At 70.2% G+C, this 25,940-nt stretch carries 24 protein-coding genes and 1 riboswitch; of the genes, 8 read left to right on the top strand and 16 right to left on the bottom strand.

Going from position 1 to position 25,940, the window contains the following annotated elements; genetic code table 11:
• Window positions 1-11: 11 nt before the first annotated feature.
• Genes ACIQWX_RS12555 through mshB form a run of 3 tightly spaced genes read right to left on the bottom strand, consistent with a single transcriptional unit; the run spans window position 12 to window position 2,018 of the window.
• The gene (locus tag ACIQWX_RS12555) at window positions 12-791 is read right to left on the bottom strand and encodes a hypothetical protein (RefSeq protein WP_400868740.1); all 780 of its coding nucleotides are present in this window, start codon (window positions 789-791) and stop codon (window positions 12-14) included.
• Window positions 784-1,176, bottom strand: a complete 393-nt coding sequence (locus tag ACIQWX_RS12550; RefSeq protein ID WP_400868738.1) for a hypothetical protein — start codon at window positions 1,174-1,176, stop codon at window positions 784-786. The genes ACIQWX_RS12555 and ACIQWX_RS12550 overlap by 8 nt, the downstream gene beginning before the upstream one ends.
• Complete coding sequence (mshB, locus tag ACIQWX_RS12545) at window positions 1,173-2,018, bottom strand: N-acetyl-1-D-myo-inositol-2-amino-2-deoxy-alpha-D-glucopyranoside deacetylase (RefSeq protein WP_400868736.1); 846 nt, start codon at window positions 2,016-2,018, stop codon at window positions 1,173-1,175. The genes ACIQWX_RS12550 and mshB overlap by 4 nt, the downstream gene beginning before the upstream one ends.
• Window positions 2,019-2,131: 113 nt before the next feature.
• Between mshB and ACIQWX_RS12540 the strand changes: the two genes are divergently transcribed.
• Window positions 2,132-3,913: an ABC transporter ATP-binding protein gene (locus ACIQWX_RS12540; RefSeq protein ID WP_400868734.1), complete on the top strand. Its 1,782-nt coding sequence runs from the start codon at window positions 2,132-2,134 to the stop codon at window positions 3,911-3,913.
• Between the two features lie 79 nt (window positions 3,914-3,992).
• Here ACIQWX_RS12540 and ACIQWX_RS12535 read toward each other — a convergent pair whose 3' ends face one another.
• From ACIQWX_RS12535 to typA, 6 genes are all read right to left on the bottom strand, one after another.
• Window positions 3,993-5,009 carry an ABC transporter permease gene (locus ACIQWX_RS12535; RefSeq protein ID WP_400868732.1) on the bottom strand — a complete coding sequence of 339 codons (1,017 nt, stop codon included), beginning with the start codon at window positions 5,007-5,009 and terminating at the stop codon, window positions 3,993-3,995.
• Window positions 5,010-5,088: 79 nt separating this feature from the next.
• Window positions 5,089-6,018, bottom strand: coding sequence for an ABC transporter permease (locus ACIQWX_RS12530; protein WP_400868730.1), 930 nt, complete (start codon window positions 6,016-6,018; stop codon window positions 5,089-5,091).
• Window positions 6,011-7,027 (bottom strand): ABC transporter permease, encoded by a 1,017-nt coding sequence (locus ACIQWX_RS12525; protein ID WP_400868728.1) that lies wholly within the window; start codon window positions 7,025-7,027, stop codon window positions 6,011-6,013. The genes ACIQWX_RS12530 and ACIQWX_RS12525 overlap by 8 nt, the downstream gene beginning before the upstream one ends.
• Before the next feature lie 186 nt (window positions 7,028-7,213).
• Window positions 7,214-9,025, bottom strand: a complete 1,812-nt coding sequence (locus ACIQWX_RS12520; RefSeq protein WP_400868726.1) for an ABC transporter family substrate-binding protein — start codon at window positions 9,023-9,025, stop codon at window positions 7,214-7,216.
• 285 nt (window positions 9,026-9,310) lie between these two features.
• Window positions 9,311-11,047: an ABC transporter family substrate-binding protein gene (locus ACIQWX_RS12515; RefSeq protein ID WP_400868725.1), complete on the bottom strand. Its 1,737-nt coding sequence runs from the start codon at window positions 11,045-11,047 to the stop codon at window positions 9,311-9,313.
• 369 nt (window positions 11,048-11,416) lie between these two features.
• Window positions 11,417-13,342: a translational GTPase TypA gene (gene typA, locus ACIQWX_RS12510; protein WP_400868723.1), complete on the bottom strand. Its 1,926-nt coding sequence runs from the start codon at window positions 13,340-13,342 to the stop codon at window positions 11,417-11,419.
• 192 nt (window positions 13,343-13,534) lie between these two features.
• Between typA and ACIQWX_RS12505 the strand changes: the two genes are divergently transcribed.
• Window positions 13,535-13,684 carry a hypothetical protein gene (locus ACIQWX_RS12505; RefSeq protein ID WP_166641800.1) on the top strand — a complete coding sequence of 50 codons (150 nt, stop codon included), beginning with the start codon at window positions 13,535-13,537 and terminating at the stop codon, window positions 13,682-13,684.
• On the opposite strand, the gene ACIQWX_RS12500 is transcribed toward ACIQWX_RS12505, so the two are convergent.
• Window positions 13,681-13,980, bottom strand: coding sequence for a YciI family protein (locus ACIQWX_RS12500; RefSeq protein ID WP_086677642.1), 300 nt, complete (start codon window positions 13,978-13,980; stop codon window positions 13,681-13,683). The genes ACIQWX_RS12505 and ACIQWX_RS12500 overlap by 4 nt on opposite strands.
• Window positions 13,981-14,193: 213 nt before the next feature.
• Here ACIQWX_RS12500 and trpS point away from each other — a divergent pair, with 213 nt between their 5' ends.
• The gene (gene trpS / locus ACIQWX_RS12495) at window positions 14,194-15,159 is read left to right on the top strand and encodes a tryptophan--tRNA ligase (RefSeq protein WP_400868720.1); all 966 of its coding nucleotides are present in this window, start codon (window positions 14,194-14,196) and stop codon (window positions 15,157-15,159) included.
• A gap of 4 nt (window positions 15,160-15,163) precedes the next feature.
• Here the strand turns inward: trpS and ACIQWX_RS12490 are convergent, their stop codons facing one another.
• From ACIQWX_RS12490 to ACIQWX_RS12480, 3 genes are all read right to left on the bottom strand, one after another.
• Entirely contained in the window at window positions 15,164-15,565 is a 402-nt protein-coding gene (locus tag ACIQWX_RS12490) for an NUDIX domain-containing protein (protein ID WP_400868719.1), read from the bottom strand.
• A 509-nt stretch (window positions 15,566-16,074) separates the two neighbouring features.
• Window positions 16,075-17,391: a sensor histidine kinase gene (locus tag ACIQWX_RS12485; protein WP_400868717.1), complete on the bottom strand. Its 1,317-nt coding sequence runs from the start codon at window positions 17,389-17,391 to the stop codon at window positions 16,075-16,077.
• Window positions 17,391-18,107, bottom strand: coding sequence for a response regulator transcription factor (locus ACIQWX_RS12480; protein WP_285476454.1), 717 nt, complete (start codon window positions 18,105-18,107; stop codon window positions 17,391-17,393). Before ACIQWX_RS12480 ends, ACIQWX_RS12485 begins: the two co-directional genes overlap by 1 nt.
• A gap of 147 nt (window positions 18,108-18,254) precedes the next feature.
• Between ACIQWX_RS12480 and ACIQWX_RS12475 the strand changes: the two genes are divergently transcribed.
• From ACIQWX_RS12475 to ACIQWX_RS12465, 3 genes are read left to right on the top strand one after another with little or no spacing between them, the layout of a single operon-like run.
• Complete coding sequence (locus ACIQWX_RS12475; protein ID WP_400868714.1) at window positions 18,255-19,352, top strand: outer membrane lipoprotein carrier protein LolA; 1,098 nt, start codon at window positions 18,255-18,257, stop codon at window positions 19,350-19,352.
• Window positions 19,349-20,323: an ABC transporter ATP-binding protein gene (locus ACIQWX_RS12470; RefSeq protein WP_400868712.1), complete on the top strand. Its 975-nt coding sequence runs from the start codon at window positions 19,349-19,351 to the stop codon at window positions 20,321-20,323. Before ACIQWX_RS12475 ends, ACIQWX_RS12470 begins: the two co-directional genes overlap by 4 nt.
• Window positions 20,320-21,198 carry an ABC transporter permease gene (locus ACIQWX_RS12465; protein ID WP_400868710.1) on the top strand — a complete coding sequence of 293 codons (879 nt, stop codon included), beginning with the start codon at window positions 20,320-20,322 and terminating at the stop codon, window positions 21,196-21,198. The genes ACIQWX_RS12470 and ACIQWX_RS12465 overlap by 4 nt, the downstream gene beginning before the upstream one ends.
• 420 nt (window positions 21,199-21,618) lie before the next feature.
• On the opposite strand, the gene ACIQWX_RS12460 is transcribed toward ACIQWX_RS12465, so the two are convergent.
• Genes ACIQWX_RS12460 through ACIQWX_RS12450 form a run of 3 tightly spaced genes read right to left on the bottom strand, consistent with a single transcriptional unit; the run spans window position 21,619 to window position 25,279 of the window.
• The gene (locus tag ACIQWX_RS12460) at window positions 21,619-22,626 is read right to left on the bottom strand and encodes an ABC transporter ATP-binding protein (RefSeq protein ID WP_400868708.1); all 1,008 of its coding nucleotides are present in this window, start codon (window positions 22,624-22,626) and stop codon (window positions 21,619-21,621) included.
• Window positions 22,626-24,251: an ABC transporter permease gene (locus ACIQWX_RS12455; RefSeq protein ID WP_400868706.1), complete on the bottom strand. Its 1,626-nt coding sequence runs from the start codon at window positions 24,249-24,251 to the stop codon at window positions 22,626-22,628. Before ACIQWX_RS12455 ends, ACIQWX_RS12460 begins: the two co-directional genes overlap by 1 nt.
• Window positions 24,227-25,279, bottom strand: coding sequence for a thiamine ABC transporter substrate binding subunit (locus tag ACIQWX_RS12450; protein ID WP_400868704.1), 1,053 nt, complete (start codon window positions 25,277-25,279; stop codon window positions 24,227-24,229). Before ACIQWX_RS12450 ends, ACIQWX_RS12455 begins: the two co-directional genes overlap by 25 nt.
• Window positions 25,280-25,300: 21 nt before the next feature.
• Window positions 25,301-25,408: riboswitch (TPP riboswitch) on the bottom strand.
• 32 nt (window positions 25,409-25,440) lie between these two features.
• Here ACIQWX_RS12450 and ACIQWX_RS12445 point away from each other — a divergent pair.
• The gene (locus ACIQWX_RS12445; RefSeq protein ID WP_400868702.1) at window positions 25,441-25,725 is read left to right on the top strand and encodes a 4a-hydroxytetrahydrobiopterin dehydratase; all 285 of its coding nucleotides are present in this window, start codon (window positions 25,441-25,443) and stop codon (window positions 25,723-25,725) included.
• 75 nt (window positions 25,726-25,800) lie between these two features.
• Complete coding sequence (locus ACIQWX_RS12440) at window positions 25,801-25,929, top strand: hypothetical protein (RefSeq protein WP_400868700.1); 129 nt, start codon at window positions 25,801-25,803, stop codon at window positions 25,927-25,929.
• The last annotated feature ends 11 nt before the right edge of the window (window positions 25,930-25,940 follow it).

Below are 25,940 nucleotides of genomic sequence, written 5' to 3'. Positions count from 1 at the left end.
GCGCGGGAAGATCACGTGCGGTGCTCGGTCAGCCAGACGTGCGCCCGTTTCCAGACCTCCCGCAACCCCGACCGCTCGCCGAGGTAGTCCCCCGCCGCGCCCACGACCGGCAGCATGCCCAGCGCCCGGTGGAAGAGGTTTCCCCGCGGCCGCTTCTCCAGCTCTTCCGTGATCCCCAGCAGTCCCCGGCCCAGCCGCCACAGCGTCCGGCCCGCCGCCTTGACCGTCGCCTTGCCGTGCTTCTTCTCCGACGCCGTCAGGTCTTCGGTCAGGCGAGCCGCTTCGTCCGCCTCCGCCGCTTCGTCGTGCTCCGGGTGCTTGCCCGCCGCGAGGTCCGCGTCGATGTCGCGCTCGAACAGCACCCACGCGATGAGCCGGACCCGGGTGCCGACGTCCGTCACGCCGTACTCGCCCGCGATCGCGCACAGCAGCAGCCCCTGCGACGCCGCCCCCAGCGTGTCCTGCACCGGGAGCCGGTCGGCCAGCGCGCCGCCCAGGCCGGGGATCGACGTCAGCAGCGCCGTGAAGCGGCCGACGCGGTTCATCCACCAGCTCGACCGGTCGTAGCCCGTCATCCGCGCCCACGCCGCCGTGCCGGGGACCTTCACCGACGTGACGCCGTGGATGAGCTTCGCCTTCAGGCCGGACTCGACCTCCGCGAGATCTTCCTTCGCCCGCGCCTGCAGGCCGAACGGGTCGGACTCGCGCAGCGCGTCGAGCATCGGCCCGCACGCCCGCACGAACGGCCGCAGCACCGCCACGACCTGCTTGTCGGAGATCGCCTCAGCCACGTCCCGGTTTCCTTCCCGCCGCCTGGCCCAGCCCGCCGCCGAGGACCAGCGCGCCCGGCAGCGCGCTCGCGCCGAGCAGCACCAGGGCCCGCCAGTCCTGGATCAGCACCAGGTCGCCGCCCGGGCCCAGCAGGCCGAGCCCGAACACGACGACCACCCACACCGCGAGGGGTACCCACGAAAGCGCGGGCCGCACCAGCTTCGCCGTCGTCGACACCAGCCACGGCGTGGTGACGGCGCCGACGACGACCGTCACCGGCAGCGGCACGGCGCCGATCCGCAGCGGCAGGAAGAACAGCTCCAGCACGGCCAGCAGCACCGTGTCGAGGACGAGCAGCGCCAGCAGCAGCCGCTGGTCCCAGGTCAACGCGTCCGGCACGGTCACAGCCCGCCGAACAGGTCGTCCGCCGCGCCCTCGGCCGGCCCGTTCGCCAGGACGAAGGAATCGTGCGCCGGGATCGGCTGGGCGACCTCGTTCGTCAACGCGAAGTACGGGACGTCGCCGTCGACCACGGTCAGCTGCGTCGCGTGCGCGCGCAGCGCCGCCAGCTTCGCCGGGACGTACGCGGCGACGTCGAGCGTCGTCGTGATCTCGTCGTCCGGGGTCGTGGGCAGCTCGTCGTCCGGCGGCACGGCGAACACCGTCTCGCCGAGGGAACGCAACGCGGCCAGTCCGGCGCGGACGGCGTCACGCGAGGTGACCGTGTGGAACACCCGCGCCACCGACTCCGCCCGCGGCGCCGCGGCCATCGTGATCTCGTGGGCGCGGATGTGGTCGGGGTGGCCGTAGCCGCCGAAGGCGTCGTAGGTGACGACGACCTGGGGCCGGACCTCGTCGAGGACCTCGGCCAGCTGCGCGGCCTGCTCCTCGGCGCTGCCGCCGGTGAAGGCCCGCGGGTGCGACGCCGACGGCGTGCCCGCCATGCCCGAATCGCGCCACCGGCCGATCCCGCCCAGATAACGATGTCGTGACACCCCCAGCGCGGCGCACGCGGCCTTCAGCTCGGCGACGCGGTAGCCGCCCAGCTGGTCCGCCGCCCAGGCGCCAAGGCCCGCCAGCTCGGGCAGGCCGGCCATGACCTCGCCCTCCTCACCGAGCGTGCAGGTCACCACGGTCACCTCGGCGCCTTCGGCGGCGTATCGTGCGATCGTGGCGCCGGTGGTGATGCTCTCGTCGTCGGGATGGGCGTGGACGAGCAGCAGCCTGCGCGGTACCGGGGAGATCACGGGTTGAGCGTAATTCCCGTGGTCCGACCTTCGTCGGGGACACCCTCGGTTATCCTCGCGCGAGTCGCGACCGCCGCGTCGCGATCGTCTGTACCCCCACGAAGGGCATCTTGGTGAGCACTGAAGCAACTTCGGCGGACGTCGCCGGCGTGTCCGGATCCGTTCTGTCGATCTCCGATCTCAGCGTGTCGTTCCGGACCGAAGACGGCGTCGTGAACGCCGTCAAGGGCATCGGCTTCGACGTCAAGCCCGGCGAGATCGTCGCCGTGGTCGGGGAATCGGGATCCGGCAAGTCCGTCACGTCGATGTCGGTGCTGGGCCTGCTGCCCAAGACCAGCAAGATCGCCGGCGAGCTGCGCCTCGGCGAGCGCAACCTGGCGGATCTCAAAGAGAAGGACATGCAGAAGATCCGCGGCAACCAGGTCGCGATGATCTTCCAGGAGCCGATGACGGCGCTGAACCCGGTCTACACGGTCGGCTGGCAGCTGCGCGAGGCCCTGCGCTCGCACCTGGACATCTCCAAGGCCGCCGCGGACAAGCGCGCGGTCGAGCTGCTGGACATGGTCGGCATCCCGAACCCGCCGCTGCGGTTCAAGCAGTACCCGCACCAGCTCTCGGGCGGGCTGCGCCAGCGCGTCGTCATCGCGATGGCGATCGCCTGCGACCCGAAGGTCATCATCGCCGACGAGCCGACCACCGCGCTCGACGTCACCGTCCAGGCGGAGATCCTGGGCCTGCTGCGCAAGCTGCGCGACACCCTCGACACCGCGATCGTGCTGATCACGCACGACATGGGCGTCGTCGCCGACATGGCCGACCGCGTCATCGTGATGTACCAGGGCGAGATCGTCGAAGAGGCGCCGGTGCGCGAGCTGTTCGCGTCGCCGAAGGAGGACTACACCCGGCGGCTGCTCGCCGCGGTGCCGGTGCTCGGCCAGCGTCCCGAGGGCCGCCGCCTGCTCGACGACGCCGGGATCGCCACCGACAGCACCGAGGCGGCCAAGATCGCCGAGGAGATCCGGCTGGCGGACGAAGAGCTCGAGGCTGTCATCGAGGAGGCCGCGCCGGCCCTCGAGATCAAGAACCTGGTGCTCGAGTACCCGGGCCGCCGCGGTCAGGGCAAGAACCGCGCGGTCGACGACGTCTCGCTGACCATCGCCAAGGGCGAGATCGTCGGCCTGGTGGGCGAGTCCGGCTCGGGCAAGACGACGGTCGGGCGTTGCGCGGTCGGCCTGCTCCAGGCCACCCAGGGCACCATCGCGATCGCCGGCAAGGACATCACGAAGATGTCCGCGAAGGAGATCCGCCCCCTTCGCCGGTTCTTCTCCATCGTGTTCCAGGACCCGGCGTCCACTCTGGACCCGAAGATGACGATCGGCGAGTCGATCGCCGAGCCGATGGTGCTGCACAAGGTGCTGTCCGGCAAGGAGCTGTCGGCGCGCGTGCGCTCGCTGCTCGACAAGGTCGAGCTGGGCGGGCACTACATGAACCGCTACCCGCACGAGCTGTCCGGCGGCCAGCGCCAGCGCGTGGCGATCGCCCGCGCCCTGTCGCTCGACCCGGCGCTGCTGATCGCGGACGAGCCGACGTCGGCGCTGGACGTGTCGGTGCAGGCCCGCGTGCTGGACCTGTTCCTGGACCTGCAGCAGTCGCTGCAGTTCGCGTGCCTGTTCATCAGCCACGACCTCGCGGTGGTCGACCTGCTGGCCGACCGCGTCGCGGTGATGCAGCACGGCAAGCTCGTCGAGGTCGGCACGCGCGACCAGGTGCTGCACTCGCCCCAGCAGGACTACACGCGCCGCCTGCTGTCGGCGGCCCCGGTGGCGGACCCGGTGCTGCAGGCCGAGCGCCGTGCGGCTTGGGAGGCCGGCAAGCTGGCCCCCGTCGCCGACTGACAAGCGCTGAAGGGGCCCTTCCTCGCATCCGATGCGAGGAAGGGCCCCTTCGCTGCGTCTGACGTGACGAAGGTGCCCTTCAGCCGACGCGGATGCGGGGGTCCAGGATGCCGTACAGCAAGTCGGCCACCAGGTTCGCGATCACCACGCTCGCCGCGATCACCACCAGCCAGCCCATCAGCACCTGGGGGTCGTTCTTGTTGACCGCCTCCACCAGCAGCGTGCCCATGCCGTGCCAGTTGAAGACCGTCTCCGTGATGATCGCGCCCGTCACCGTGGCGCCGAAGTTGACCGAGAACAGCGTCATCACCGGGATCAGCGCGTTGCGGAACGCGTGGCGCCAGATCACGCGGCTGTTCGAGACGCCCTTCGCCCGCGCTGTGCGGACGTAGTCCGCGCCCAGGACCTCCAGCATCGACGCCCGCTGGAACCGGCTGTACGCGGCGAACGTGATGGCCATGATCGACAGCGTCGGCAGCAGGAACGCGCCGACGTACTTCGCGAGCGCGTCGCCCACGCCGGTCGCGGTGAGGCTCTCCGGGCTCGTCGTGCGCAGCCACGGGTCTCCGAGGACGTCGGACAGGCCCAGCTGGCGCACCCAGCCGTTCAGGCGGATCGCGTAGCCCTTGAGGACGATCGCGATGCAGAAGATCGGCATCGAGAACATCAGGAACGCCAGCGTCGTCGCCAGGTAGTCCCAGATCGAGTACTGCTTGACGGCCGCGAGCACCCCGACCAGCACCCCGAAGATCAACGCCAGGATCGACGCGGCGAGGACCAGCTCGAGCGTCACCTTGAAGGCCGCCATCACCTTCGGCGCCACCGGCTGGAGCGCGTTGCCCTGGGCGATCGAGATGCCCCAGTCGCCCGTGAGGAAGTGGCCGAGCCAGGTGAAGTACCGCGCGACGACGCCCTGGTCCAGGCCGAGCCTGTGCTCGGTGTCGGCGATCGCCTGGAGGTTGATCCCCGGCTTGCTGCGCAGCTCGCCGAGCGGGTCGCCGGTGTTGGCCACCATGACGAAGCAGAGGAACGTGCCGATCAGCAGGACCGGGACGGAGATGGCCAGCCTGCGGAGCACGTAGAGCACGAGATTCATCCGAAACCCCCAGGTCCGGCGATCCACGCGCGAAAACGGACGCGGGGGCGACCGGAACCGGTCACCCCCGCGTCGGCGTTCAGGCCTTCATTCTCCGCTGCCGCGGGTCGAAGGCGTCGCGAAGACCGTCACCGATGAAGTTGATCGTCAGTGAAATCAGCACGAGCACGATGAACGGCCCGAAGAACAACGCCGGCCGCGTCTGCAGCTGGGCGTAGTTCTCCAGGATGACGCGGCCCAGCGAGGTGTCGGGCAGCTGGACACCCAGGCCGATGAACGACAGCGCGGCTTCCGCCAGCACGGCCTGCGCGACCGCGAGGGTCGCGTTGACCGTGATGCTGCCGACCATGTTCGGCACCAGGTGCTTGAAGATGATCCGGAACGTGCCGGCACCCGAAGCGCGCGCCGCGTCGACGAACTCGCGCTGGGACAGCGACATCGCTTCGGCGCGGGTGATCCGGGCGATCTGCATCCAGCCGAACGCCGCCAGCACCAGCGCGACGATGTACCAGGAGCCGCTCCCGAACACCTTCGCCAGGATCGCCGCCGCGGCGATCTGCGGGATGATCAGGAACAGGTCCGTCACCCGCGAGACCGCCGAGTCGGTGAAGCTGCGCAGGTAGCCCGCCAGCGCACCCAGCACGACGCCGACCACGGTCGACAGGATCGACACCGTGAGCGCGATGAGCAGCGAGAACTGGGTGCCGCGCAGGATCTGCGACACCATGTCCTTGCCGACCTGCGTGGTGCCCAGCGGGAAGTCGCCGCTCGGCTTCGCGAAGGACGGGAAGGAGCTGTCCTCGTAGCTGTGCTTCCAGAAGATCGGCAGGATGATGCTGAGCAGCACGATCAGCACCAGCACCGCGGTCGACGCCATGGCCAGCTTGTGGTGCAGGAACTTCCGGAGCACCAGCTTGCCCTGGCTCCGGGGTTCGGGCAGCGCTTCCGGCGGGAGCGTGCCGTCCTTGGTGGCGGTTTCGCTCGCGAGGAGGGAGTTCAAGTCAGCCAACGCGAATCCTCGGGTCCAGGATGCCGTACACCAGGTCGGCGATCAGGTTGGCGATGATCACGCTGGTGGCGATGACCACGAGCCAGCCCATCATCACCTGAGTGTCGTTCTTGTTGACGGCTTCCACCAGCAACGTGCCCATACCGTGCCAGTTGAACACCGTCTCGGTGATGATCGCGCCGGCGAGGACCGAGCCGAAGTTCACCGAGAACAGCGTCGTGACGGGGATCAGGGCGTTGCGGAACGCGTGCCGGAAGATGACCCGGCCGTTCGCGAGGCCCTTGGCCCGCGCGGTGCGCACGTAGTCCGAGCCCATCACCTCGAGCATCGACGCCCGCTGGAACCGGCTGTACGCGGCGAAGCTGATCGCCATGATCGACAGCGTCGGGAGCAGGTAGGCGCCGATGGTGCTCGTTATGAAGTCCCCGACGCCGTCCGTTTTCAGCTGTTCCGGGCTCGTCGTGCGTAGCCATGGATTGCCGAGGACGTCCTGCAGGCCGAGGTCGCGGACCCAGCCGTTGATCTCGATCGCGTAGTTCTTCAGCACGATCGCGATGCAGAAGATCGGCATCGAGAACAGCAGGAAGGCCAGCGTGGTGGCCAGGTAGTCGACGATCGAGTACTGCTTCACCGCGGCGAGGACGCCGACGATGATGCCGATGATCAGCGCGAGGATCTCGGCTCCGACGACCAGCTTGAACGTGACGCCGAACGCCGCCATCACCTTCGGCGCGACCGGCTGCAGCGCGTTGCCCTGCGCGATGGACGTGCCCCAGTCGCCCTGGAGGAAGTCCCCGAGCCAGCTGAAGTACCGCGGCACGACACCCTGGTCCAGGCCCAGCTTGTGGGAGAGCGCGTCGATCGCGTCCTTGCTCAGCTGCGGGTTGTTGCGGAGCTCGCCGAGCGGGTCACCGGTGGCGGCGACCATCACGAACGACAAAAAGGTCCCGACCAGCAGGACGGGAATCGATATCGCCAGACGGCGAAGGATGTAGATCACCAGGTTCAACGAACTGCTCCTCATCCGGGCCTGGTCGTCAGAAGTGCGCTGGACCGCTACCCGGTTGTCTACCGTAGTGGGGGTAACCCTACGGTCAACAGCTACTTCCGGTGGGTACCGGGGCCCGGCTCGTGGCCGGACCCCGGTACCTCCCAGGTCATCTGGAACGAGGGGAAAGAAGACGCGGGGCGAGCCCTACTTCTTCTGCTCCCACTCGCCGGCGTTCCACAGGACACCGTTGTAGGACTGCATGTACACGCGGTCGATGCCCTTGAACGCCCACATGCTCGGCGTCTGGAACAGCGGGAGCGTCGCGTACTTGTCCGCGATGGCCTTGTCGGCGGCCTGGTAGCTCTGGAGCTTGACCTGCTCGTCCGTCGCCTTCACGGCCTCGGTGAAGGCCGCGTCGATCTTCGGGTCGCACAGGTTCTGGTAGTTCTGGTCGCCACCGTTGGTCGGGCAGACGTAGATCGAGCGCGACTGCGACTTGTACGGAGCCGACGACCAGCCGAACAGCGCGATGTCGTAGTCACCGGTCGAAACGCGGCCACCCTTGAGGAAGTTGGCGTCGGTCTCGTCCTTGACCTCGATACCGGCCGCCTTGGCCTGCGAGATGATGATCTCGACGGTCTGGCTGCGGCGGGCGTTCTGGTTGTGCGTGATCTTGAACGAAGCCCGCTGGCCACCCTTGGCGAAGATGCCGTCGGCACCCTTCGCCCAGCCCGCGTCGGTCAGCGTCTTCGCCGCCGCCTCGGCACCCAGGCCGGCCTTGCTGCCGTACAGGTCGGTGTAGCCCTCTTCACCCTGGAAGAACACGATCGAGTTCAGCGGGGCCGCGTCGGCCTGGACTTCCTTGAGCAGCTTGTCGGTGATCGCCTTGCGGTCGACGACCTCGAAGAACGCCTTGCGGAGCGCGTCGTCTTTGAACATGCGGTTGAACTGCAGGTCGAGGTGCTCGTAGGTCAACTGCGGAGCCGAACCGTAGGTCACGCCCTGCGCCGAGAGGCCCTTCATCGTGTTGGCCGCGGTGGCGTCCGGCTGGGTCGACGCCGCGACGTCGATCTCACCGTTCTGCAGCGCGGTCGCCATGGCCTTGGTGTCTTCCATGGCGCGGACCACGATCTTGGCCGGGCCGCCCTTGCCGCCCGCCCAGTTCGGGTTCTTCACCAGCGTGACGGACTTCTGGTTGGCGTCGAACGAGTCGATCATGTACGGCCCGGAAGCCGGCATGAGGGCCTTGTCGAAGCCCTTCCACTTGTTCGTCCAGAAGTCGCCGGCCTTGGACAGCAGGGCCGGGTCGCCGGTCGGCGCCAGCTTGGTGATGTCCGGGATGCCGGTCTGCTTCTCGAGGACGTGCGCCGGCAGGATCGAGACGCCGGAGAACAGGCCCTTGTAGTCGAGGTACGGCTCGCTGTAGTCCGTCTCGAAGGTCAGGTTGTCCTTGCAGGTCGCGGTCTTGATCTTGTCGTAACCGGTGGTCGAAGCGGCGTTGAACGGGTTCTTGCCGTCCGTGCCCTTCGCCTGGCCGCTCTGCGACAGCCAGTTCAGGTACAGGTCCTTGCAGTCGAAGGCCTCGTTGTCCGACCACTTGAGGTTCGGCCGGATCTTGTAGGTGACGACCTGCGGGTCCTTGGAGGTCACGTCGACCGAGTCGAACATGTCCTTGTTGAGCAGGATCTTGTTGTTGCCGTCGAGGACGAAGGAGTCTTCGAGGACGGCGGTCAAGATGTAGGTGTTGTACGAGCTGTTGGTGTCCGGGGTGTTGTTGTTGTACCCGGAGTACCCGTCGTCGATCCCGACCGTGACCGTGCCGTCCCAGCCCTTGACGTCCGCGAGCTTGAACGTGTCACCCTGCTCGGCCTTGCCGACCGCCATGGACTTGACGTCGGTCGACGACCCGTTCTGGTCGGTGCTGCCCGAGCCCGAGTCGCCACCGCTGCAGGCGCTCAGCAGCAGCGAGGCGCCTGCGACGAGCGACAAGGCGGAGACTGCTTTGGTTCTCCTCATGAAGTGTGCCCTCCTAGCACTGAGTCCCTGAATTGTGACAAGGACCCACACCGCTCCGGTTTGGTGCCGGAGCCTACGACACGCCAAGCGACACTCAACTGGCGCACTGCGGGTGCACGCTAGAAAGGAAAAGCACCGACAGTCACCAGTTCAGGGTCGATCGTGACCAAAGGGTGACTTCCAGCCGACATCCAGAAATACGACGGTTACCTCACGGATTCATCGGGTCCCACTCGAAGGCGTGCGTCAAGATCACCCGGTAGTACTGAATGCGTACCCGAACGATTACTTCGGGCCGCGAGTCCAGTTCACGGCCGACCCGAACGGGCCCACCATCGGTGGACCGGGTGTCACGCCCGAGATGCCCGAACCGATCGCCAGGGTGTCAGCCGATTGGAACAGCGGAATCACCACGTTCTGCCGCCAAAGTTCAGGCTCAAGGGTGGTGAGCGCCTCGGTGATCGGCGTCGAACCGGAGAGCGCCGCGTCGATCGACGGCTGCAGCGCCGGATCGCAGAAACCCGCCGAATTGCCCGGAACGACGGGTTTCGTCCGGTCGACGCCGGTGGCGGTCTGCTCGGGGCGGCAGCCGAAGGTCGAGGCGAGCACCGACGCCGTGTCGCCGCCGACCGCCTGCGGCACGACCGCGATGTCGACCCCGACGTTGCCCGCCGAGTCGCCGGTCGGCTGCTGGACCCCGGAGACGACCGGCATCGCGAGCAGGCCGCTGAACAGGTCGCGCGGCTGCGGCGTGATCGCGTTGACCTCGACGCCCTGCGCGGCCAGCTGGCCGGTGAGCTCCTTGGCGATCGTCGCGTACGGCTCCTGGGTGCCCGGCGAGGCGACGACCAGCGAGAGCGCCTTGCCGTTCTTGCGCCAGGTGCCCGCGGTCTTGGCGTAGCCCGCCGCCGTCAGCGACTGCTCGGCCTTCGCGACGTCGGGCGCGGTCGGCGGGCCGGGCGGGATGGTGGCCGCGTAGCCCTTCACCGACGGCGCCGTCACCTGCGCGTCGGCATGCAGCTGCGACGACGGGCCGCCGTTGACGCCTTCGGTGATCAGCTTGGTCCGGTCGATCAGCGCGGCGATCCCGGCCCGCACCTGGGCGTCCTGCAGGGTGGCGCTGACCGGGCGCAGCAGCACGTCGGCGACCAGCGGCCGGGCCACGGTGTGCAGCTTGACGGCCGGGCCGAGGTCGCCGAGCCGCTTGAGCTGGTCGCCGGTCGTCCTGGCCAGCGCGAACTGGTCGTTGCCGCTCTGCAGCGCGGCCAGCAGGGTCTGCGGGTCCGAGCGGCGCAGCACGATCCGGTCGATCGCGGCGGGCTTCTCCCAGTAGCGCTCGTTGCGCTCGAGGATGACTTCGCCGCGGGCGGTGTCGAGGCTCTTGATCGAGAACGGGCCGGCGATGGCCGGGAAGTTCGACGCGAGCGCCCCGCGCCAGCCGTCGGGCGCGTCCTTGAGCAGGTGGGCGGGCAGCAGGTCGGAGAACAGCGTCTGCCAGCCGGGGTACGGCTTGGCGAAGGTGACCTCGACGCGCTTGCCGCCTTCGCGGGACTGCAGGTCGGTGATCTGCCGGTAGCCGGCGGGCTCGATCACGCCGGGCTGGTCGCGCATCTGGGTGCGCAGGTAGTCGAAGTCCTCCGCGGCGATGGGCGCGCCGTCGGACCAGGACGCGTCCGGCCGGATCTCGTAGGCGACCACGAACGGCTGCTGGGAGACCACCTCGGCGGACTTCATCAGGTTCTTGTCGAGCTGGGTGCTGCCGTCGTCCTTCTGGCGGAACACCGAGGGCAGCAGCAGCTGCGACAGCGCCGAGGTGACCTGCGAGGAGTCGGCCAGGTTGTGCGGGTTGTACCCGCCGAGCACGTCGTCGACCCCGACGACGATCTGCGACGGCGTCTTGCCGGTGGTCGAGGCCGGCGGCACCGACGACGACACCACCGGTGGCGGCGGGGTGTTCGAGCAGGCGGTGACCAGCACGGTCGCGAGCGCCAGCACCGGCACCGCCTTGCGATTCACCCGCACGCCCCGTTCCTCCCCAGATTCCGCCGATCGGGTCAGCCATGCTCCCACGGCCGCGTCCGCGGCCGGAACCGAGATTCCCACACCCGGATCGGCCGGGTCCGGCACCCCTGGGTGCCGCTATGGGAAAGGACGCGCGGAGCACCGTCCGGGTTCCCGGACCGTTCCGGAACGGCGGAACGAACACGCGCCGGACACGGTCCGGGATTCACGCGGTGGTGAACACCAGCCCCCGACCCCTATAAAGATATAAGGAGAAGAACGGCGGAATTCGTGACGTCCCGTCGGCCTATTCTCCACCCACCGTGACGGATGGGCAACGAAAAAACCTCCCGGTGGGGAACACCGGGAGGTTCTTACGCTATTCGACGGTCAGGCGTTGTCGCGGCTCTTCGCGCGCGAACGCTCCTTCGCACGGGTATTGACGTCCAAAGTCACCTTCCGGACGCGGACGACCTCCGGCGCGACCTCGACGCACTCGTCGACGGAGCAGAACTCCAGCGCCTCTTCGAGGCCCATCTTGCGCGGGCGGGCCAGCGTCTCCATCACGTCGGCGGAGGACTGACGCATGTTGGTCAGCTTCTTCTCCTTGGTGATGTTGATGTCGAGGTCCTCGAAGCGCGGGTTCTCGCCCACGACCATGCCCTCGTACACCTCGGCGCCCGGCTCGACGAAGAACGTGCCGCGGTCGGCCAGCTGGATCATCGCGTACGCGGTGACCGGGCCGGTGCGGTCGGCGACCAAGGAGCCGCTGTGGCGGGTGCGGATCTCGCCCGCCCACGGGAAGTAGCCCTCGAACACGTGGTTCGCGATGCCGGTGCCGCGGGTCTCGGTGAGGAAGTCGGTGCGGAAGCTGATCAGGCCGCGCGACGGGAGCACGTACTCCAGCTTGATCCGGCCGGTGCCGTTGCCGCTCATGTCCTCCATGCGGCCCTTGCGGGCGGCCAGGAGCTGGGTGATCGCGCCGAGGTGTTCCTCCGGCGAGTCGATGTAGAGGCGCTCGAACGGCTCGTGCAGCTTGCCGTCGATCGTGCGCAGGACCACCTGCGGCTTGCCGACGGTCAGCTCGAAGCCCTCGCGGCGCATCTGCTCGACGAGGATGGCCAGCGCCAGCTCGCCGCGGCCCTGGACCTCCCACGTGTCGGGGCGCTCGGTCGGCAGGACGCGGATGCTGACGTTACCGATCAGCTCCTGGTCGAGGCGGGCCTTGACCAGCCGCGCGGTGACCTTGTCGCCGCCGTTGCGCCCGGCGAGCGGCGAGGTGTTGACGCCGATGGTCATCGAGATCGCGGGCTCGTCGACGGTGATCCGGGGCAGCGCCACCGGGTTGTCGGAGTCGGCGAGGGTGTCGCCGATCGTGATGTCCGGGATGCCGGCGATGGCGACGAGCTCGCCCGCGCTGGCCTCGGTCGCCGGGACGCGGGTGAGCGCCTCGGTGACCAGCAGCTCGGAGATGCGGACGTTCTGCGTCGTGCCGTCTTCGCGCATCCAGGCGACGGTCTGGCCCTTGCGCAGCTTGCCGGCGTGGATGCGGATCAGCGCGATGCGGCCGAGGAAGTTCGACGCGTCGAGGTTGGTGACCAGCGCCTGCAGCGGCGCGTCGAGGTCGGCCGCGGGCGGCGGGACGTGGCGCAGCAGCGTGTCGAACAGCGGGTCGAGGTTCTCGCTCTCGGGGATCTCGCCGTCGGCGGGCTGCTCCAGGCTCGCCTTGCCGGCGCGCGCGGAGGCGTAGACGACCGGGAGGTCGAGGATCGCGTCGTGGTCGGCGTCCTCGATGTCGCTGGCCAGCTCGAGCAGCAGGTCGTGGGTCTCCTCGACGACCTCGGCGATCCGGGCGTCCGGGCGGTCGGTCTTGTTGACCAGCAGGATCACCGGCAGGCCGGCCTCGAGCGTCTTACGCAGTACGAAACGGGTCTGCGGGAGCGGGCCCTCGGACGCGTCGACCAGCAGGACGACGCCGTCGACCATGGCCAGGCCGCGCTCGACCTCGCCGCCGAAGTCGGCGTGGCCGGGGGTGTCGATGACGTTGATCGTCACCTGGCCCTCGGGCGTCTGGCGGTGGATCGAGGTGTTCTTCGCGAGGATGGTGATGCCCTTTTCCCGCTCGAGCTCACCGGAGTCCATGACGCGGTCGACGACCTCGGCCCGCTCGGCGAAGGCGCCGGACTGGCGCAGCATCGCGTCCACGAGCGTGGTCTTGCCGTGGTCGACGTGGGCGACGATCGCGACGTTGCGCAGGTCGGGCCGGGTCTTACCGGTCGGCCGGCCGGTTTCGACGGTAGCGCTGGCTGCGGGCACGCGAGAACTCCTGAACTTCAAGGGGTGGGTGGCCGCGCAAGCCGTTCAGGCATCCGTGACCGGCTCTGGTCACACGCGGACCTCACCCAGGATACCTGCCACCCCATTGTGAGCGGCCCCACGCCCCCTGGCGGTTAGGCTGACCTAACGTGGAAACCCGGTGGAGGTCGCCGATCCGGAAGGTGCGTGCGCGTGGGCAAGAAGCACGACGACCCGCGGAAGGTCGTGCGCAAGCTGATGAAGGCCGGCAAGGTCAAGAAGAAGTGCTGCCGGTCGAAGCCGCGCTGCAAGAAGTGCCCGGTATTGGCTCTGAAGAAGGCGAAGCTCGATCTCGCTGCTTAGTGGGGCACAGCTTCGTTCAGCAGCCGGAGTTCCGGCGCGGTCTTCGTCGGCGAGAACTCGATGACCTCGTACTGCGCCAGGTGCTTCACGCAGAACGGGTCGGACGCCAGGATGGCGTCGAGCTTCCCGCGGGACATCGGCCGCGTGATGATCACGCCGCCGGTGCGCGGGTTCCGCCGCCCGGACGCCAGGAAGTGGCCGTGCTCGTACTGCTTGTTCAGCCACTCGGCGTGGTCCGGGAGCGCGTAGTCGATTTCCTCGATCGGGGCCGTGTAGTTCAGCAGGACGACATACATGGTTAAGACGGTAGACCCGCGCGGCCGATCCCGCGTCCGAGCGATACCGAGTGGTGACGGTCTCGGCTATGCTGGGTGCATGCACGCGCAGACGTCCAGCTGGTGGCCGCCCTCGGCGGCCGTCTAGTCCTGCGCTGATCACCAGCGGCCGCCCCGGACGGGCGGCCTTTTTCATGCCTTCTCCGGGGTGGTCCCACCTCGGAAGGAAAGTCCATGAGCAAGCTGTCCGGCATCACGCCCTCCGGCCACGTCCACCTCGGCAACTACCTCGGGGCCGTGCGCCGCTGGGCTCGCGAGGGCGGCGCGGACGACCTGTACTTCGTCGCCGACCTGCACGGCATGACGACGCCGCACAACCCGGCGAAACTCCGATCACTGGCGCACGAGCAGCTGGCGGTGCTGATCGCCGCCGGCATCGATCCCGAGCGGGTGTTCGTCCAGTCCGACCTGGCGCGCGAGCTGGGCGCGCTGACGTGGGTACTGGAGTGCACCTGCAACTACGGCGAGGCCGCGCGGATGATCCAGTTCAAGGAGAAGTCCAAGGGACAGGCCGGGGTGCGGCTGTCGCTGCTGACGTACCCGGCCCTGATGGCCGCGGACATCCTGCTGCAGGGTGCGGACGAGGTGCCGGTCGGCGAGGACCAGCGCCAGCACGTCGAGCTGACGCGCACGCTGGCCAAGCGCTTCAACGGCACGTACGGCGACGTGTTCACGATCCCGCGCGCGGTGCTGCCGCCGGCGGGAGCGCGGGTGAAGGACCTCGCGGACCCGACGCGCAAGATGTCGAAGTCGGCGCGCGACGCGGCGGGCGTGGTGTTCGCGCTCGACGAGCCCGACCAGATCCGCCGCAAGATCCGCCGCGCGGTCACCGACGGCGGGACGGTCCCGGTGCACGCGCCGGACACCCGGCCGGGGATGGCGAACCTGCTGGAGATCCTGGCCGCGTGCCGGGGTGGGTCACTGGAGGACCTGGCTTCTACGTTTTCGTCCTATGGGGCGGTGAAGGACGCGGTCGCCGACGCGGTGATCGAGGAGCTGCGGCCGTTGCGCTCGCGGGCGTCGGCGCTGCTCGACGACGTCGCGGAGCTGGACCGGGTCCGCAAGGCGGGTGCGGAGCGGGCCCGCGAGCGCGGGTCCCACCGGCTCGACGCGGCGTTGCGGATGATCGGCGCCAACTGAGGCGCTATTCGAGGCGCTGACTGAGCAGCGCGCGCAGGGCCGGGAGCAGGATCCGGTCGGCGGGCAGCCAGTCGACGTCGTCGAGGTCGTCGAGCCCGAGCCACTGAACGGCCCGGTGCTCGACGGCCCGCGGCTCTTCGCCGGGCGAAACGAGCGTCGCGGCATAGATGCGGAGGACTTTCTCACCGGGCAGCGGGACGTCCTCCCCGACGCGTGCGCCGACTTCGATGACGACGTCGAGTTCCTCGCTGCACTCGCGGGCCAGCGCGAAGGCCTCGGACTCGCCCTCTTCGACGCGGCCACCGGGCAGTTCCCACTGCCCGCTGTGCTTCGGCGGCCAGGCCCGCTGCTGGGCGAGCAGCTTGCCGTCCCGCACCAGGGCGGCACCCACGATCACACCGTTCACAGCCCCGGAATCTACCCGGAAGCCCCACCCCCGGCCGCGCCGGCGATCGTTCCCCGGCCGCCGCGCGCGACCCACCCGGGCAAGGCCCGCCCTCCCAGGGGGTCCGCCCCGCTCCAGCCTATCGGGACCATCCGACGAAACCCGCCCGAAGTCCGCGGCCGGCGCCCGGCTATCCACATCACGGCCAGCCTGTGGGCAACCCAGCCACGGCCACCACCCAGCAGGGCCCACCCACCCTGGGGGTCCGCCCCGCTCCAGCCTATCGGGACCATCCGACGAAACCCGCCCGAAGTTCGCCGCCGGCGACCGACTGTCCACATCACAACCAGCCTGTGGGCAACCCAGCCACGGCCACCCCCGAGCAGGGCCCACCCGCCCTGGGGGTCCGCCCCGCTCCAGCCTATCGAGGCCATCCGACAAAACCCGCCCGACGATCGCCGCCGCCGCCCGACTATCCACATCACAACCAGCCTGTGGACAACCCAGCCACCGCCCGACCACCCGGCCCCTCAGCCGGCCTCCCCCGCGGCCGCCCGCCACACGACCACGAACCGCGCCCCGCCGTCCGGGGACTCGCCCACCTGCACCCGGCCACCCCGGCGGCGCACGGTCTCCGCCACCATCGCCAGCCCCAGCCCCGTCCCACCGGAAGACCGCGCCCGGTCGTCAGCAATCCGGTAGAACCGGTCGAACACCTTCTCGCGGTGTTCCGGGGCGATGCCCGGGCCGTCGTCGTCGACCACCACCCGGACCGACGAGCGCGACGCCAGCACCGACACCACGATCTCCCCGCGCGCGTAGCGGCACGCGTTGCGCAGCAGGTTGTCCAGCACCAGCTCCACCTCCGCGTGTGCGGCCGACGCCCACGCCTGCGCGACCGCGTTGCTCACCCGCGTCTCCGGCGCCCCCGCCGGCAGCCGCGCCACCGCCGCGCGCACCTCGCTCACCAGCTCCACCGGCGAAGCGGCGGGCACCTCCCCCGCGTCCGACCGCGCCAGCGACAACAACCCGTCCAACAGCGAGGACAGCCGCTCGGCCTCGGTCAAGATGTCCGACAACGTCTCCTGGGACAGCTCCGGGTCCGGGTTCGTCACCGCGACCTCGGCCTGCACCCGGATCGACGCGACCGGCGACCGCAGCTCGTGCGCCGCGTCGCCGGTGAACCGCCGGAGCCGCTCGGCCGCCTGCTCCTGGCGCTCCAGCAGCGCGTTGAACTCCTCCGCCAGCGCGCGCAGCTCGTCGTGCGAGTCCGGCAGCGCCAGCCGCGCCCCCGGCGGCAGCGCGCGCACCGAACCCCGCATGCGCGCCACCGGGCGCAGCGACAGCCGGACCACCAGCCACGTCGCGAACCCGGCGACCAGCGCCCCGACCGACGCGACGACCACCAGCCACACGCCGCCGTAGTGCACCGCCGCGGAGAACCCGACCAGTCCGGCGCCGGCCACGACCAGCCGCTGCGACCCGTCCGGCGCGCTGACGACCGTCCCCAGGTACCGCGCGCCGTCGCGCTGGACCGGCTGTCCGGCTTTCAAAGTCGAGACGTCGTACAACGTAAGGCCAGCGGGGGTGCCACCGTCCACCGGCGTGCCCGCGATGTCGAGCACCCGCAGTGTCACCGGTGCCGCGCCGGATAGCGGGCGCCCGGCGCTCACCTCCGCGCCGGCCGGGCCGAGCGCGGCCGAAAGCTCGCGGTCGACCGAGCCGATGAGCAGCGGGGAGAGGTTCGACGCGGCCAGCGCGGCCAGCCCGAGCAGGCAGGCCAGGGTGATCGTCGCGGCCAGCAGGGTGATCCGGACCTGCAGGGACCGGCCCCGCCACCAGGGCATCACGGGGTGATGACCTCGTCGAGTTGCGCGTCGGAGGCGAGGTAGCCGTGCCCGCGGACCGTCCGCAGCAACGCGCCCGCGCCGACCGCGTCCAACTTACGTCGTACGTATCCGACGTAGACCTCGACGAGGTTGCGCGTGACAGCCTGCTCCTCGCCCCAGACCGCGCGCAGCAGCTCGTCCTTCGTGACGACCGTGCCGGCGCGACCGACGAGCACCTCCAGCAGCGCGAATTCGCGCGGGCTCAGCCCGACCTCCTCGCCGTTCCAGTGCACCTGCCGCAGCCCGCGGTCGACCTCCAGCGCGCCCAGCCGCAGCGTGCCGCGGCCCGCTTCCGGCCCGGCGCGGCGCAGGGTCGCCCGGACCTGCGCGACCAGCACGACGAAGGAGAACGGCTTGACGAGGTAGCCGTCGGCGCCGAGGTCGAGGCCGTCGGCCTGGTCGATCTCGCCGTCCTTGGCCGAGACGAGCAGCACCGGCGTCATGACGCCGTCCTTGCGCAGCCGCTCCAGCACGCGGTAGCCGGACAGGCCCGGCAGCATGATGTCGAGCAGGATGACGTCGAACGAGCCCGTGCTCGCCAGCTGCAGGCCGGTCGGCCCGTCCGCGGCGGTGACCACGTCCATGTCCTCCGCGCGCAGCCCGCGTTGCAGTGCTTTCCGCACGCCCGGTTCGTCGTCGACCACCAGCACCCGAGGTTTCACGAGGTTCATCATGGCCGGTTTCCGCAGGTCGTGCGTCAGCTCTCAGCACGATCTCAGCCGGGGAGGGAGAACCTTCAGGGGTATCTCAGCCTCGAGAGGGAAGCGTCGTGGCCAGGGAGCCGGGCACACTCGAGCCCGGGACACCACAGGGAGAGACGCATGAAACCGAAGACGAAGGGCATCACCGCCGCGGTCGTCGGCACCGCGCTCGGTGCGGGCGGGCTCGCGTTCGTCGCGATGCCGGCCAGCGCCGACGACAAGCCGGCGCTGCCGCAGGTGAGCGCCGAAGACCTGGTCCAGTCGGTGCTGAAGGCGAAGCCGGGCGCGTTCGACGGCACGGTGAAGATCAGCAACGACCTGGGGCTGCCGTCGGTGGGGAGCGCGCTGCCGGGGGCGTCGGCGCTGAACATCGACTCCGCGCACATCTTCAGCGACGGCGCCGGCAAGAGCCGCTTGGCCGCCACGCAGGGTGCGAGCCAGGAGACCGTGGTCCACGACGGCACGACCGTCTGGGACTACAGCTCCAAGACGAACACCGCGACGAAGGTGACCATCCCGGCCGACGTGGCCAAGCAGAAGGGCGCGGGCAGCGAGAAGCTGGCCGACCCGGTCGCGGCGTCGACCGAGCTGCTGGCGAAGGTGCGCGAGAGCAGCACGGTGTCGGTCGACGGCACCGCGACCGTCGCCGACCGCCCCGCCTACGAGCTGGTCCTGACGCCGAAGCCGAGCGAGCGGACGCTGCTGCGCGAGATCCGCGTCGCGGTCGACTCGCAGACGCGGATGCCGCTGCGGGTGTCGGTGCTGAGCAACGGCACGTCGACGCCGGCCCTCGAGGTCGCGTTCAGCGAGATCGAGTTCACGCAGCAGCCGGCCGACCTCTTCACCTTCACCCCGCCGAAGGGCGCGAAGGTGCAGGAGAAGACGCCGACGATCGACGACAAGGACAAGGCCCTCGCCGAACAGGCGAAGGACGACGTCAAGGTCGTCGGCGACGGCTGGGACACCGTCGTCACCGGCAAGGTCCCGGCGGACGCGCTGAACGCGGCGCCGAAGCAGCAGTCCGGCCGTGAAGGCCGCGGCGGCAACGCCGACCCGAAGGCGCTGCTCGAGCGCTTCGCCAAGAAGGTCAACGGCGCGTGGGGCAGCGGCTACCTCGTCACCACGAAGGTGGGCAGCGCAGTGCTGACCGACGACGGCCGCTTCGCCGCCGGCGCGGTGCCGGAGCAGGTCCTCTACGAAGCGCTGGGCCAGAAGTGACCAGCACGACTGCGGAAACCGGGGCGGACGTCTCTTCGGAGGTGTCCGCCCCGGCGGTTCCCCTGGCCGCGCGCACGCGGGGGTTGCGCAAGGTCTACGGCAGCACCGTCGCGGTCGACCACGTCGACCTCGACATCCCGGAGGGCGCGGTCGTCGGGATGCTCGGGCCGAACGGCTCGGGCAAGACGACCACCATCCGGATGCTGCTCGGCCTGGTCCGGCCGACCGAGGGCGAAGTCGAGCTGCTCGGCCGTCCGATGCCGGACGCCGCGGCGCACGCGCTGCCGGACGTCGGCGCGCTGGTCGAGGGGCCGGGCTTCCACCCGTTCCTGTCCGGGCGCGACAACCTGCTGCGCTTCGCCGCGGCGGAACCGCGGCTGACGTCGGCCGGGATCCCGTCCGCGGTGGACGCGGCGCTGGAGCGCGTCGGGCTGACCGGCGCCGCGCGCCGACGCTACAAGGGCTACTCGCTCGGCATGAAGCAGCGGCTCGGGCTCGCTTCGGCGTTGCTCGTGCCGCGGAAGATGGTCGTGCTCGACGAGCCGACCAACGGCCTCGATCCTGCGGGTACCAGGGAGATCCGCAGGATCGTCGCCGAGCTGCACGCGGCGGGCGTCACGGTGCTGGTGTCGTCGCACCTGCTGGCCGAGGTGGAGGCGACGTGCACGCACGTGGCCGTACTGCAGTCCGGGAACGTCGTCGCGCAGGGCGAGCTGACCGAGCTGCTGGAGTCCGGCAACGCGGCGCTGCTCGTCCGCACGCCGGACGCGGAAAAGGCCGTGGAGGTGTTGCGCGAGCACCGGATCGGCGTCCGGCTGACCCCGGACGGCGTCCGCGCGGACCTCACGGCGACCGAAGCACCGCGCGTGCTGCAGGTCCTGGTGGGCGCGGGGGTCGCGGTCCACGAGGCGACGCGGGCCCGCACCGGGCTGGAAGACCTGTTCGCGCGGCTGACGGAGGGGGCGGAATGACGGCGGTCCTGGAGGTACCGGCGGTTCGCACGGGCCATGACACGGTGCCGTTGCCGCGGCTGCTGGCCGCGGAGTTGCGCTGGATCTTCCGGCGGCCGCGCACGCTGGCCGTGCTGGGGCTGCTGGCACTGATCCCGATCGTGATCGGCGTCGGCCTGACGCTGGTGGACGACACGGGTTCGCAGGGCGGCGGCCCGGACGACGGCGGCGGAGCGCTGCTGGCGTCCGCGGTGAACAACGCGTTCGTGCTGCCGATCGCGGCGATCGTGATGTCCCTGGCGCTGCTGCTGCCGCTGGCCTCGGCGATGGCGGGCGCGGACGCGATAGCGGGCGAGACGGCCCACGGCACCCTGCGCGGCTGGTTGATCGCCCCGGTCGGCCGCGGCCGCCTGCTGGCGGTCAAGGCGTTCGGCGTCGCGACGGTGTCGGTGGTCTCGGTGCTGGCGATGTGCGTGACGGGCGTGGTGACCGGCCTGATCATCAACGGGACGGACTCGCTGTTCACGCTGTCGGGCACGACGTTGTCCCTGGGCGGCGCGCTGGCCCGCATCCTGCTGGTGGCGGGCTGGGTGGTGCTGCAGCTGTGGGCGGTCGGCGCGGTGGCGCTGGCGATCTCCAGCTGGACGGAACACCCGATGCTGGTGGTGGCGTCGGTCCTGGCGGCCGACATCGTGTTCACGATCCTGGGGTTCTTGACGTCGCTGGATTGGCTGCACCCGTTCCTGTTGACGCAGAACTGGTCGATGGCACCGGCGGAGGTGCTGCAGGACCCGATGGGTGGACAGCTGCTGGGCGAGGGGGCTTTGCGGGCGGCTTGCTACATCGTGATCGGGCTGTCGCTGGCGTACGCCCGCTTGTCCACCCGCGACGGCTGATTTGTCAAGTTCCCCATCCACAGGCGGGGAGTTGTCCACAGATCTGCGAGCGGCGCTTGTTCCCCGGGCCGGGCCGGTAGACTTGGCCTGGGGACGCCCCCCGGGAACGGGTGGGGGCTGCTCTGTGGGCGTCTCCTAGCCCACCAAGGCCACGCCGTCCGGGTCCCGAGTGGCGCGATCCAGCCCTGGCAGCAGCCAGGACTTGAAGGTCGCGAATGTCGCATTCGGGACGTGGGAGGTCTCGAATGACGCATTCGCGGCACAGCCGCGTCCTCCAACGGCCGAGGCCGATCGCCGTTCCGGCTTGAAGCGCGAGCCGAAGGAGACTTTCACCTTCCAGTGCGCCCTGAGCAGAGGCGGGGATGAGCACGTGCGACTTTGCCCCCCGGGATCGGGTGGGGGCTGCTCTGTGGGCGTCTCCTAGCCCACCAAGGCCACGCCGTCCGGGTCGAACTCCAATTTCACCGCGTCCCCCGCCCGCAGGTCCGAAGCCGCCGGGGCTACCGCGTCCACAGTGGACTCGCTCAGCTTCACCACCAGCCGCACGTGCTCGCGCCGGTGTACCGCCGCCACCACCTCACCGTCCACTCCGGACGCAGCCACCCGCAGCGCGTGCGGGCGCAGACCGAGCCGCACCGGGCCGTCCTCCGCCTCCGGCAACCCCACGTCGCCCAGAGATGTATGCGCCACTCCGCCGGCCACCACGCCCTCCACGAACGTCGTCACCCCCAGGAACCGGGCCACGTCGTCGTCCGACGGGTTGCGCCACACCCGGCGGACCGCTCCCTCCTGGCGCACTTCGCCCGCGTCCAGCACCGCCACCCGGTCGGCCAGTGTGAACGCCTCCTCCTGGTCGTGCGTCACCAGCAGCGCCGTGATCTTGCTGCGCCGCAACAGGTCCGCCAGGTCGATCGCCAGCTGTTCGCGCAACCCCGCGTCCAAACCGGACAGCGGCTCGTCCAGCAGCAGCAACCGCGGCTTCGGCGCCAACGCGCGCGCCAACGCCACCCGCTGGGCCTGGCCGCCCGACAGCTCCGTGACACGCCGTCGTTCGAAGCCCGAGAGCCCCACCAGTTCCAGCAGCTCGGCGACCCGCGGCGCCCACGAAGACCGCGGCAACCCGTGCATCCGGAGCCCGAACGCGATGTTCGCCGCGACGTCCCGGTGGCCGAACAGCTGGCCGTCCTGGAACACCAGGCCGAAGCCGCGCTTGTGGACCGGGACCGCGCCGAGGTCGTCGCCGTCCCAGCTCACCGCACCCCGCGCCGATGGCTCCAGTCCCGTGATCGCGCGCAGCAGCGTCGACTTGCCCGACCCCGACGGCCCCAGCAGGGCCAAGACTTCGCCGTCGGCGATGTCCAGGCGGACGTCGCGGACCGCCGCGAACGATCCGTAGTGGACAGTCAGGTCACGCACCGACAGCGCCATCAGAACTCTCCCACCCGGCCGCGCCCAAGCCGGTCGATCAGCGCGACCGCCAGCACCGTCACGAGCATCAACAGCGCGCACGCCGCGTACGCCATCTGGTTGTTCAGCTCCCCCGGACGTCCCATCAGGGACGCGATCGCGACCGGCAGCGTCGGCGCGGTCGGCCGGGCGAGGAAGCTCGTCGCGCCGAATTCGCCGAGCGCGACGACGAACCCGAAGCCGGCCGCCGCGACCAGTGGCCGCAGCGTCAGCGGCAGGTCGATCTCGCGCCACACCCTCAGCGGGCTCGCGCCGAGCGTCGACGCGGCCTGCCGCAATCGGACGTCGACCGAGCGCAGCACGGGCAGCACCATCCGCACGATCAGCGGGATGATCACCAGCGCCTGCGCCAGTGGTACAAGGTAAGGCGACGTCCGGAGGTCGCCCGGCAGCGCGTCCAGCGTCACCAGGTAGCCGAACCCGACGGTCACCGCGGACACCCCGAGCGGCAGCATCAGGACGGCGTCCATCGTCTCGCCCAGTCCGCGCGCGGCTGGGGCCGGCGACCGGCGCAGTGCCACCAGCACCACGGACGCGAGCACGCCGACGACCATCGCGAGCAGCGTCGCGTCGATCGCCACCTTCAGCGAGTTCACCGCGGCGTCCCACCCGGACACCTGCAGCGCACCCTTCTCGCCGGTACTGGTTAACGCTCGATAACCGGCGAGGCTCCACCCGTTCGCACCGGACACCGACTCGAGGAGCAGCGCGACGATCGGCGTCACCAGCAACGCCAGGACGACCCCCGCGGCACCGACGGCCCACCACTCGCCGCCACGCGGCCGCCGCGTCCCCCCGGACCCGATCCGGGCGCTGTCCTTGCGCCGTCGCGCGAGGCCGCCGAGCACCAGAGCTGCGACGACGGCGGCGAACTGGATCAGTGATAGAGCCGCCGCGCCGGACAGGTCCAGGAGGTCGACCGTGCGCAGGTAGATCTCGGTTTCCAGGGTCCGGTAGCGCGCCCCGCCCAGGATCAGGACGACGCCGAAGCTGGTGGCGCAGAACAGGAACACGACGGCCGCGGCGGACGCGATCGCGGGCGCCAGCGCGGGCAGCGTCACCGAGCGGAAGGCCCGCCACGGTGACGCACCCAGCGCGCGAGCGGCGTCGGTCGTCCGCGAGTCCAGCCGCGCCCACAGCCCGGCGACGGTCCGCGCGACGACGGCGACGTTGAAGAACGCGTTGGCCAGCACGATGGGCAGCACGCCGCCGTCCGGCCAGAGCGCCCGGAACGCCAGGCCGACGACGACGGTCGGCAGCACGAACGGCACCAGCACGAGCGTCCGCGCCAGGCCGACACCGGGGAGCCGCACCCGCGCGAGCAGGAACGCCACCGGCAGCCCGGCCACCACGGCCACGACCGTCGACGCGGCCGCGCTCGCGACGGTGAACCCGGCCAGCTGCCAGGTCCGCGCGTCGCCGAGGACGACGTCGAGGCCGCCCGCGGCGAACCCGCGCCCGATGATCGCGAGCACCGGCCACGCGAAGAACACCACCAGGAACCCGATGGGCGCCAGGCCGAGCAGTGCCAGGCCGAGGCCGCGGGCAGTCCGCGGTGGGGCTAGGACTGCACGAGCGTGCGCCATTCGCCGATCCACTTCTCGCGTCCGGCCTGCACCTGGTCCGCCGTGAGCGACTGCGGCTTCTGCGGCAGCGGCGCGACCTGCGCCCAGCCCGCGGGCAGGTCGACGCCCTGGCGCGCCGGGTAGACGTACATGTTCGCCGCCACCGTCGCCTGGAACTGCTGCGACAGCAGGAAGTCGACGACCTTGCGAGCGCTTTCGGTCTGCTTGCCGTTCGCCAGCACGCCGGCGTACTCGACCTGCCGGTAGCAGGTGTCGAGCAGCGCCTTGGTGCGCGGCTTGCCGTCGTCGCCGACCTCGGCGGCGGGCGAAGAGGCGTACGAGACGACGATCGGGCGCGGCCCCTTGCCGGACGAGCCGGAGAAGTCCTTGGTGTAGGCCTCTTCCCAGCCGCTGACGACCTTGAGCCCGTTGGCCTTCAGCTTCGCCCAGTAGTCCTTCCAGCCGGCTTCGCCGTACTTCGCGATGGTGCCGAGGAAGAAAGCCAGCCCGGGCGACGCCGTCGCCGGGTCCTCGGCGACCAGCAGGTCCTTGTACTTCGGGTCGGCGAGGTCGTCGTAGGACTCCGGCGCCGCGATCCCCTTGCTCGTGAAGTAGTTCGTGTCGACGTTGACGCAGACGTCGCCGACGTCGACCGCGGACAGCCGGTGCTCGGGGTCGACGGCGTAGCGCTGCGGCCCGCGGTCGGCCTCGGGGCTGGTGTAGGGCTCGAAGACACCTTCGGCGAGCGCGCGCGAGGCGAACGTCGAGTCGACGCCGTACGCGACGTCGCCGATCGGGTTGGCCTTGGTCAGCACGAGCTTGTTGGTCAGCGATCCGGCGTCGCCCTGCTTGAGCACGGAGATCTTGATGCCCGACTGCTTCTGGAAGGCGTCGAGCACCTCCTGCGGCGCCAGGAAGGAGTCGTGCGTCACGAGGGTGACGGTGGGCGTCTGCTGCGTGCCACCGTCACCGTCCGACAGCGAGCACCCCGCGGCGACGACGCTGACGGCGGCGACGGCCGTCGCGGCGCGAACAGCCCTGCTCTTCATCTACCCTCCTGCACTTCTCCGGACGAGGAGGGAAAGCCCTCCCTTCGCCGGCATGATCCGGTCAGGTGCGAACGGTCGCGGGGTGACCCGCCTCTCAGCCCGGCTGACCGGACTCCCGTGGCAACCGTGCAGCGTAGTCCAGGACGTACGACCATGGAGACATGACGGAAATCTTGAGCGACGCCGAGGCCGACGAACGGCTGGGCGCCGGCTGGACGCGGGCCGGCGCGGTGATTTCGCGCGAGGCGGAGCTGGCGAGCTTCCCGCAGGCGATCGAGGTGGTGGACCGCGTCGCGGTGCTGGCCGAAGCGGCCGACCACCACCCGGACATCGACATCCGCTGGCGCACGCTGACGTTCCGGCTTTCGACGCACTCGGCGGGCGGTTTGACGGAGAAGGACTTCGCCCTGGCGTCGGAGATCGACGCGGTGCTCTCTTCTTTGTGATCCCGGTAACTCTGAGTGCACTTTTCCGCGGTTTCGGCGTCTCTCGGTAAACAGCTTTGCTATGGAGGGACGGCAGTGACCCAGGCGATCGTGGTGGGAACGGCGGCATTCGCGGCGATGGTGGCGGCGGCGGGCGGGGTGGTCTGGTTCACCGCCCGCGGACGCCGTCACCCGGATGCCGGTGACTTCGATCACAGCCGCTAACGAAGGGCAAG

The sequence above is a fragment of the Amycolatopsis sp. NPDC098790 genome (genome assembly GCF_044759945.1).
In the GTDB taxonomy this organism is placed as follows: Bacteria; Actinomycetota; Actinomycetes; order Mycobacteriales; family Pseudonocardiaceae; genus Amycolatopsis.
The sequence above is the reverse complement of the archived record's forward strand: the minus strand, read 5'-3'. Positions and strand labels throughout refer to the sequence as shown.

Coding starts and splice junctions, on each gene's coding strand:
- ACIQWX_RS12535 (WP_400868732.1), bottom strand. CDS start 5,009: ATGAATCTCGTGCTCTACGTGCTCCGCAGGCTGGCCATCTCCGTCCCG.
- ACIQWX_RS12520 (WP_400868726.1), bottom strand. CDS start 9,025: ATGAGGAGAACCAAAGCAGTCTCCGCCTTGTCGCTCGTCGCAGGCGCC.
- ACIQWX_RS12500 (WP_086677642.1), bottom strand. CDS start 13,980: ATGTATGTCGTCCTGCTGAACTACACGGCCCCGATCGAGGAAATCGAC.
- trpS (WP_400868720.1), top strand. CDS start 14,194: ATGAGCAAGCTGTCCGGCATCACGCCCTCCGGCCACGTCCACCTCGGC.
- ACIQWX_RS12485 (WP_400868717.1), bottom strand. CDS start 17,391: ATGCCCTGGTGGCGGGGCCGGTCCCTGCAGGTCCGGATCACCCTGCTG.
- ACIQWX_RS12480 (WP_285476454.1), bottom strand. CDS start 18,107: ATGATGAACCTCGTGAAACCTCGGGTGCTGGTGGTCGACGACGAACCG.
- ACIQWX_RS12475 (WP_400868714.1), top strand. CDS start 18,255: ATGAAACCGAAGACGAAGGGCATCACCGCCGCGGTCGTCGGCACCGCG.
- ACIQWX_RS12465 (WP_400868710.1), top strand. CDS start 20,320: ATGACGGCGGTCCTGGAGGTACCGGCGGTTCGCACGGGCCATGACACG.
- ACIQWX_RS12460 (WP_400868708.1), bottom strand. CDS start 22,626: ATGGCGCTGTCGGTGCGTGACCTGACTGTCCACTACGGATCGTTCGCG.
- ACIQWX_RS12455 (WP_400868706.1), bottom strand. CDS start 24,251: ATGGCGCACGCTCGTGCAGTCCTAGCCCCACCGCGGACTGCCCGCGGC.
- ACIQWX_RS12450 (WP_400868704.1), bottom strand. CDS start 25,279: ATGAAGAGCAGGGCTGTTCGCGCCGCGACGGCCGTCGCCGCCGTCAGC.
- ACIQWX_RS12445 (WP_400868702.1), top strand. CDS start 25,441: ATGACGGAAATCTTGAGCGACGCCGAGGCCGACGAACGGCTGGGCGCC.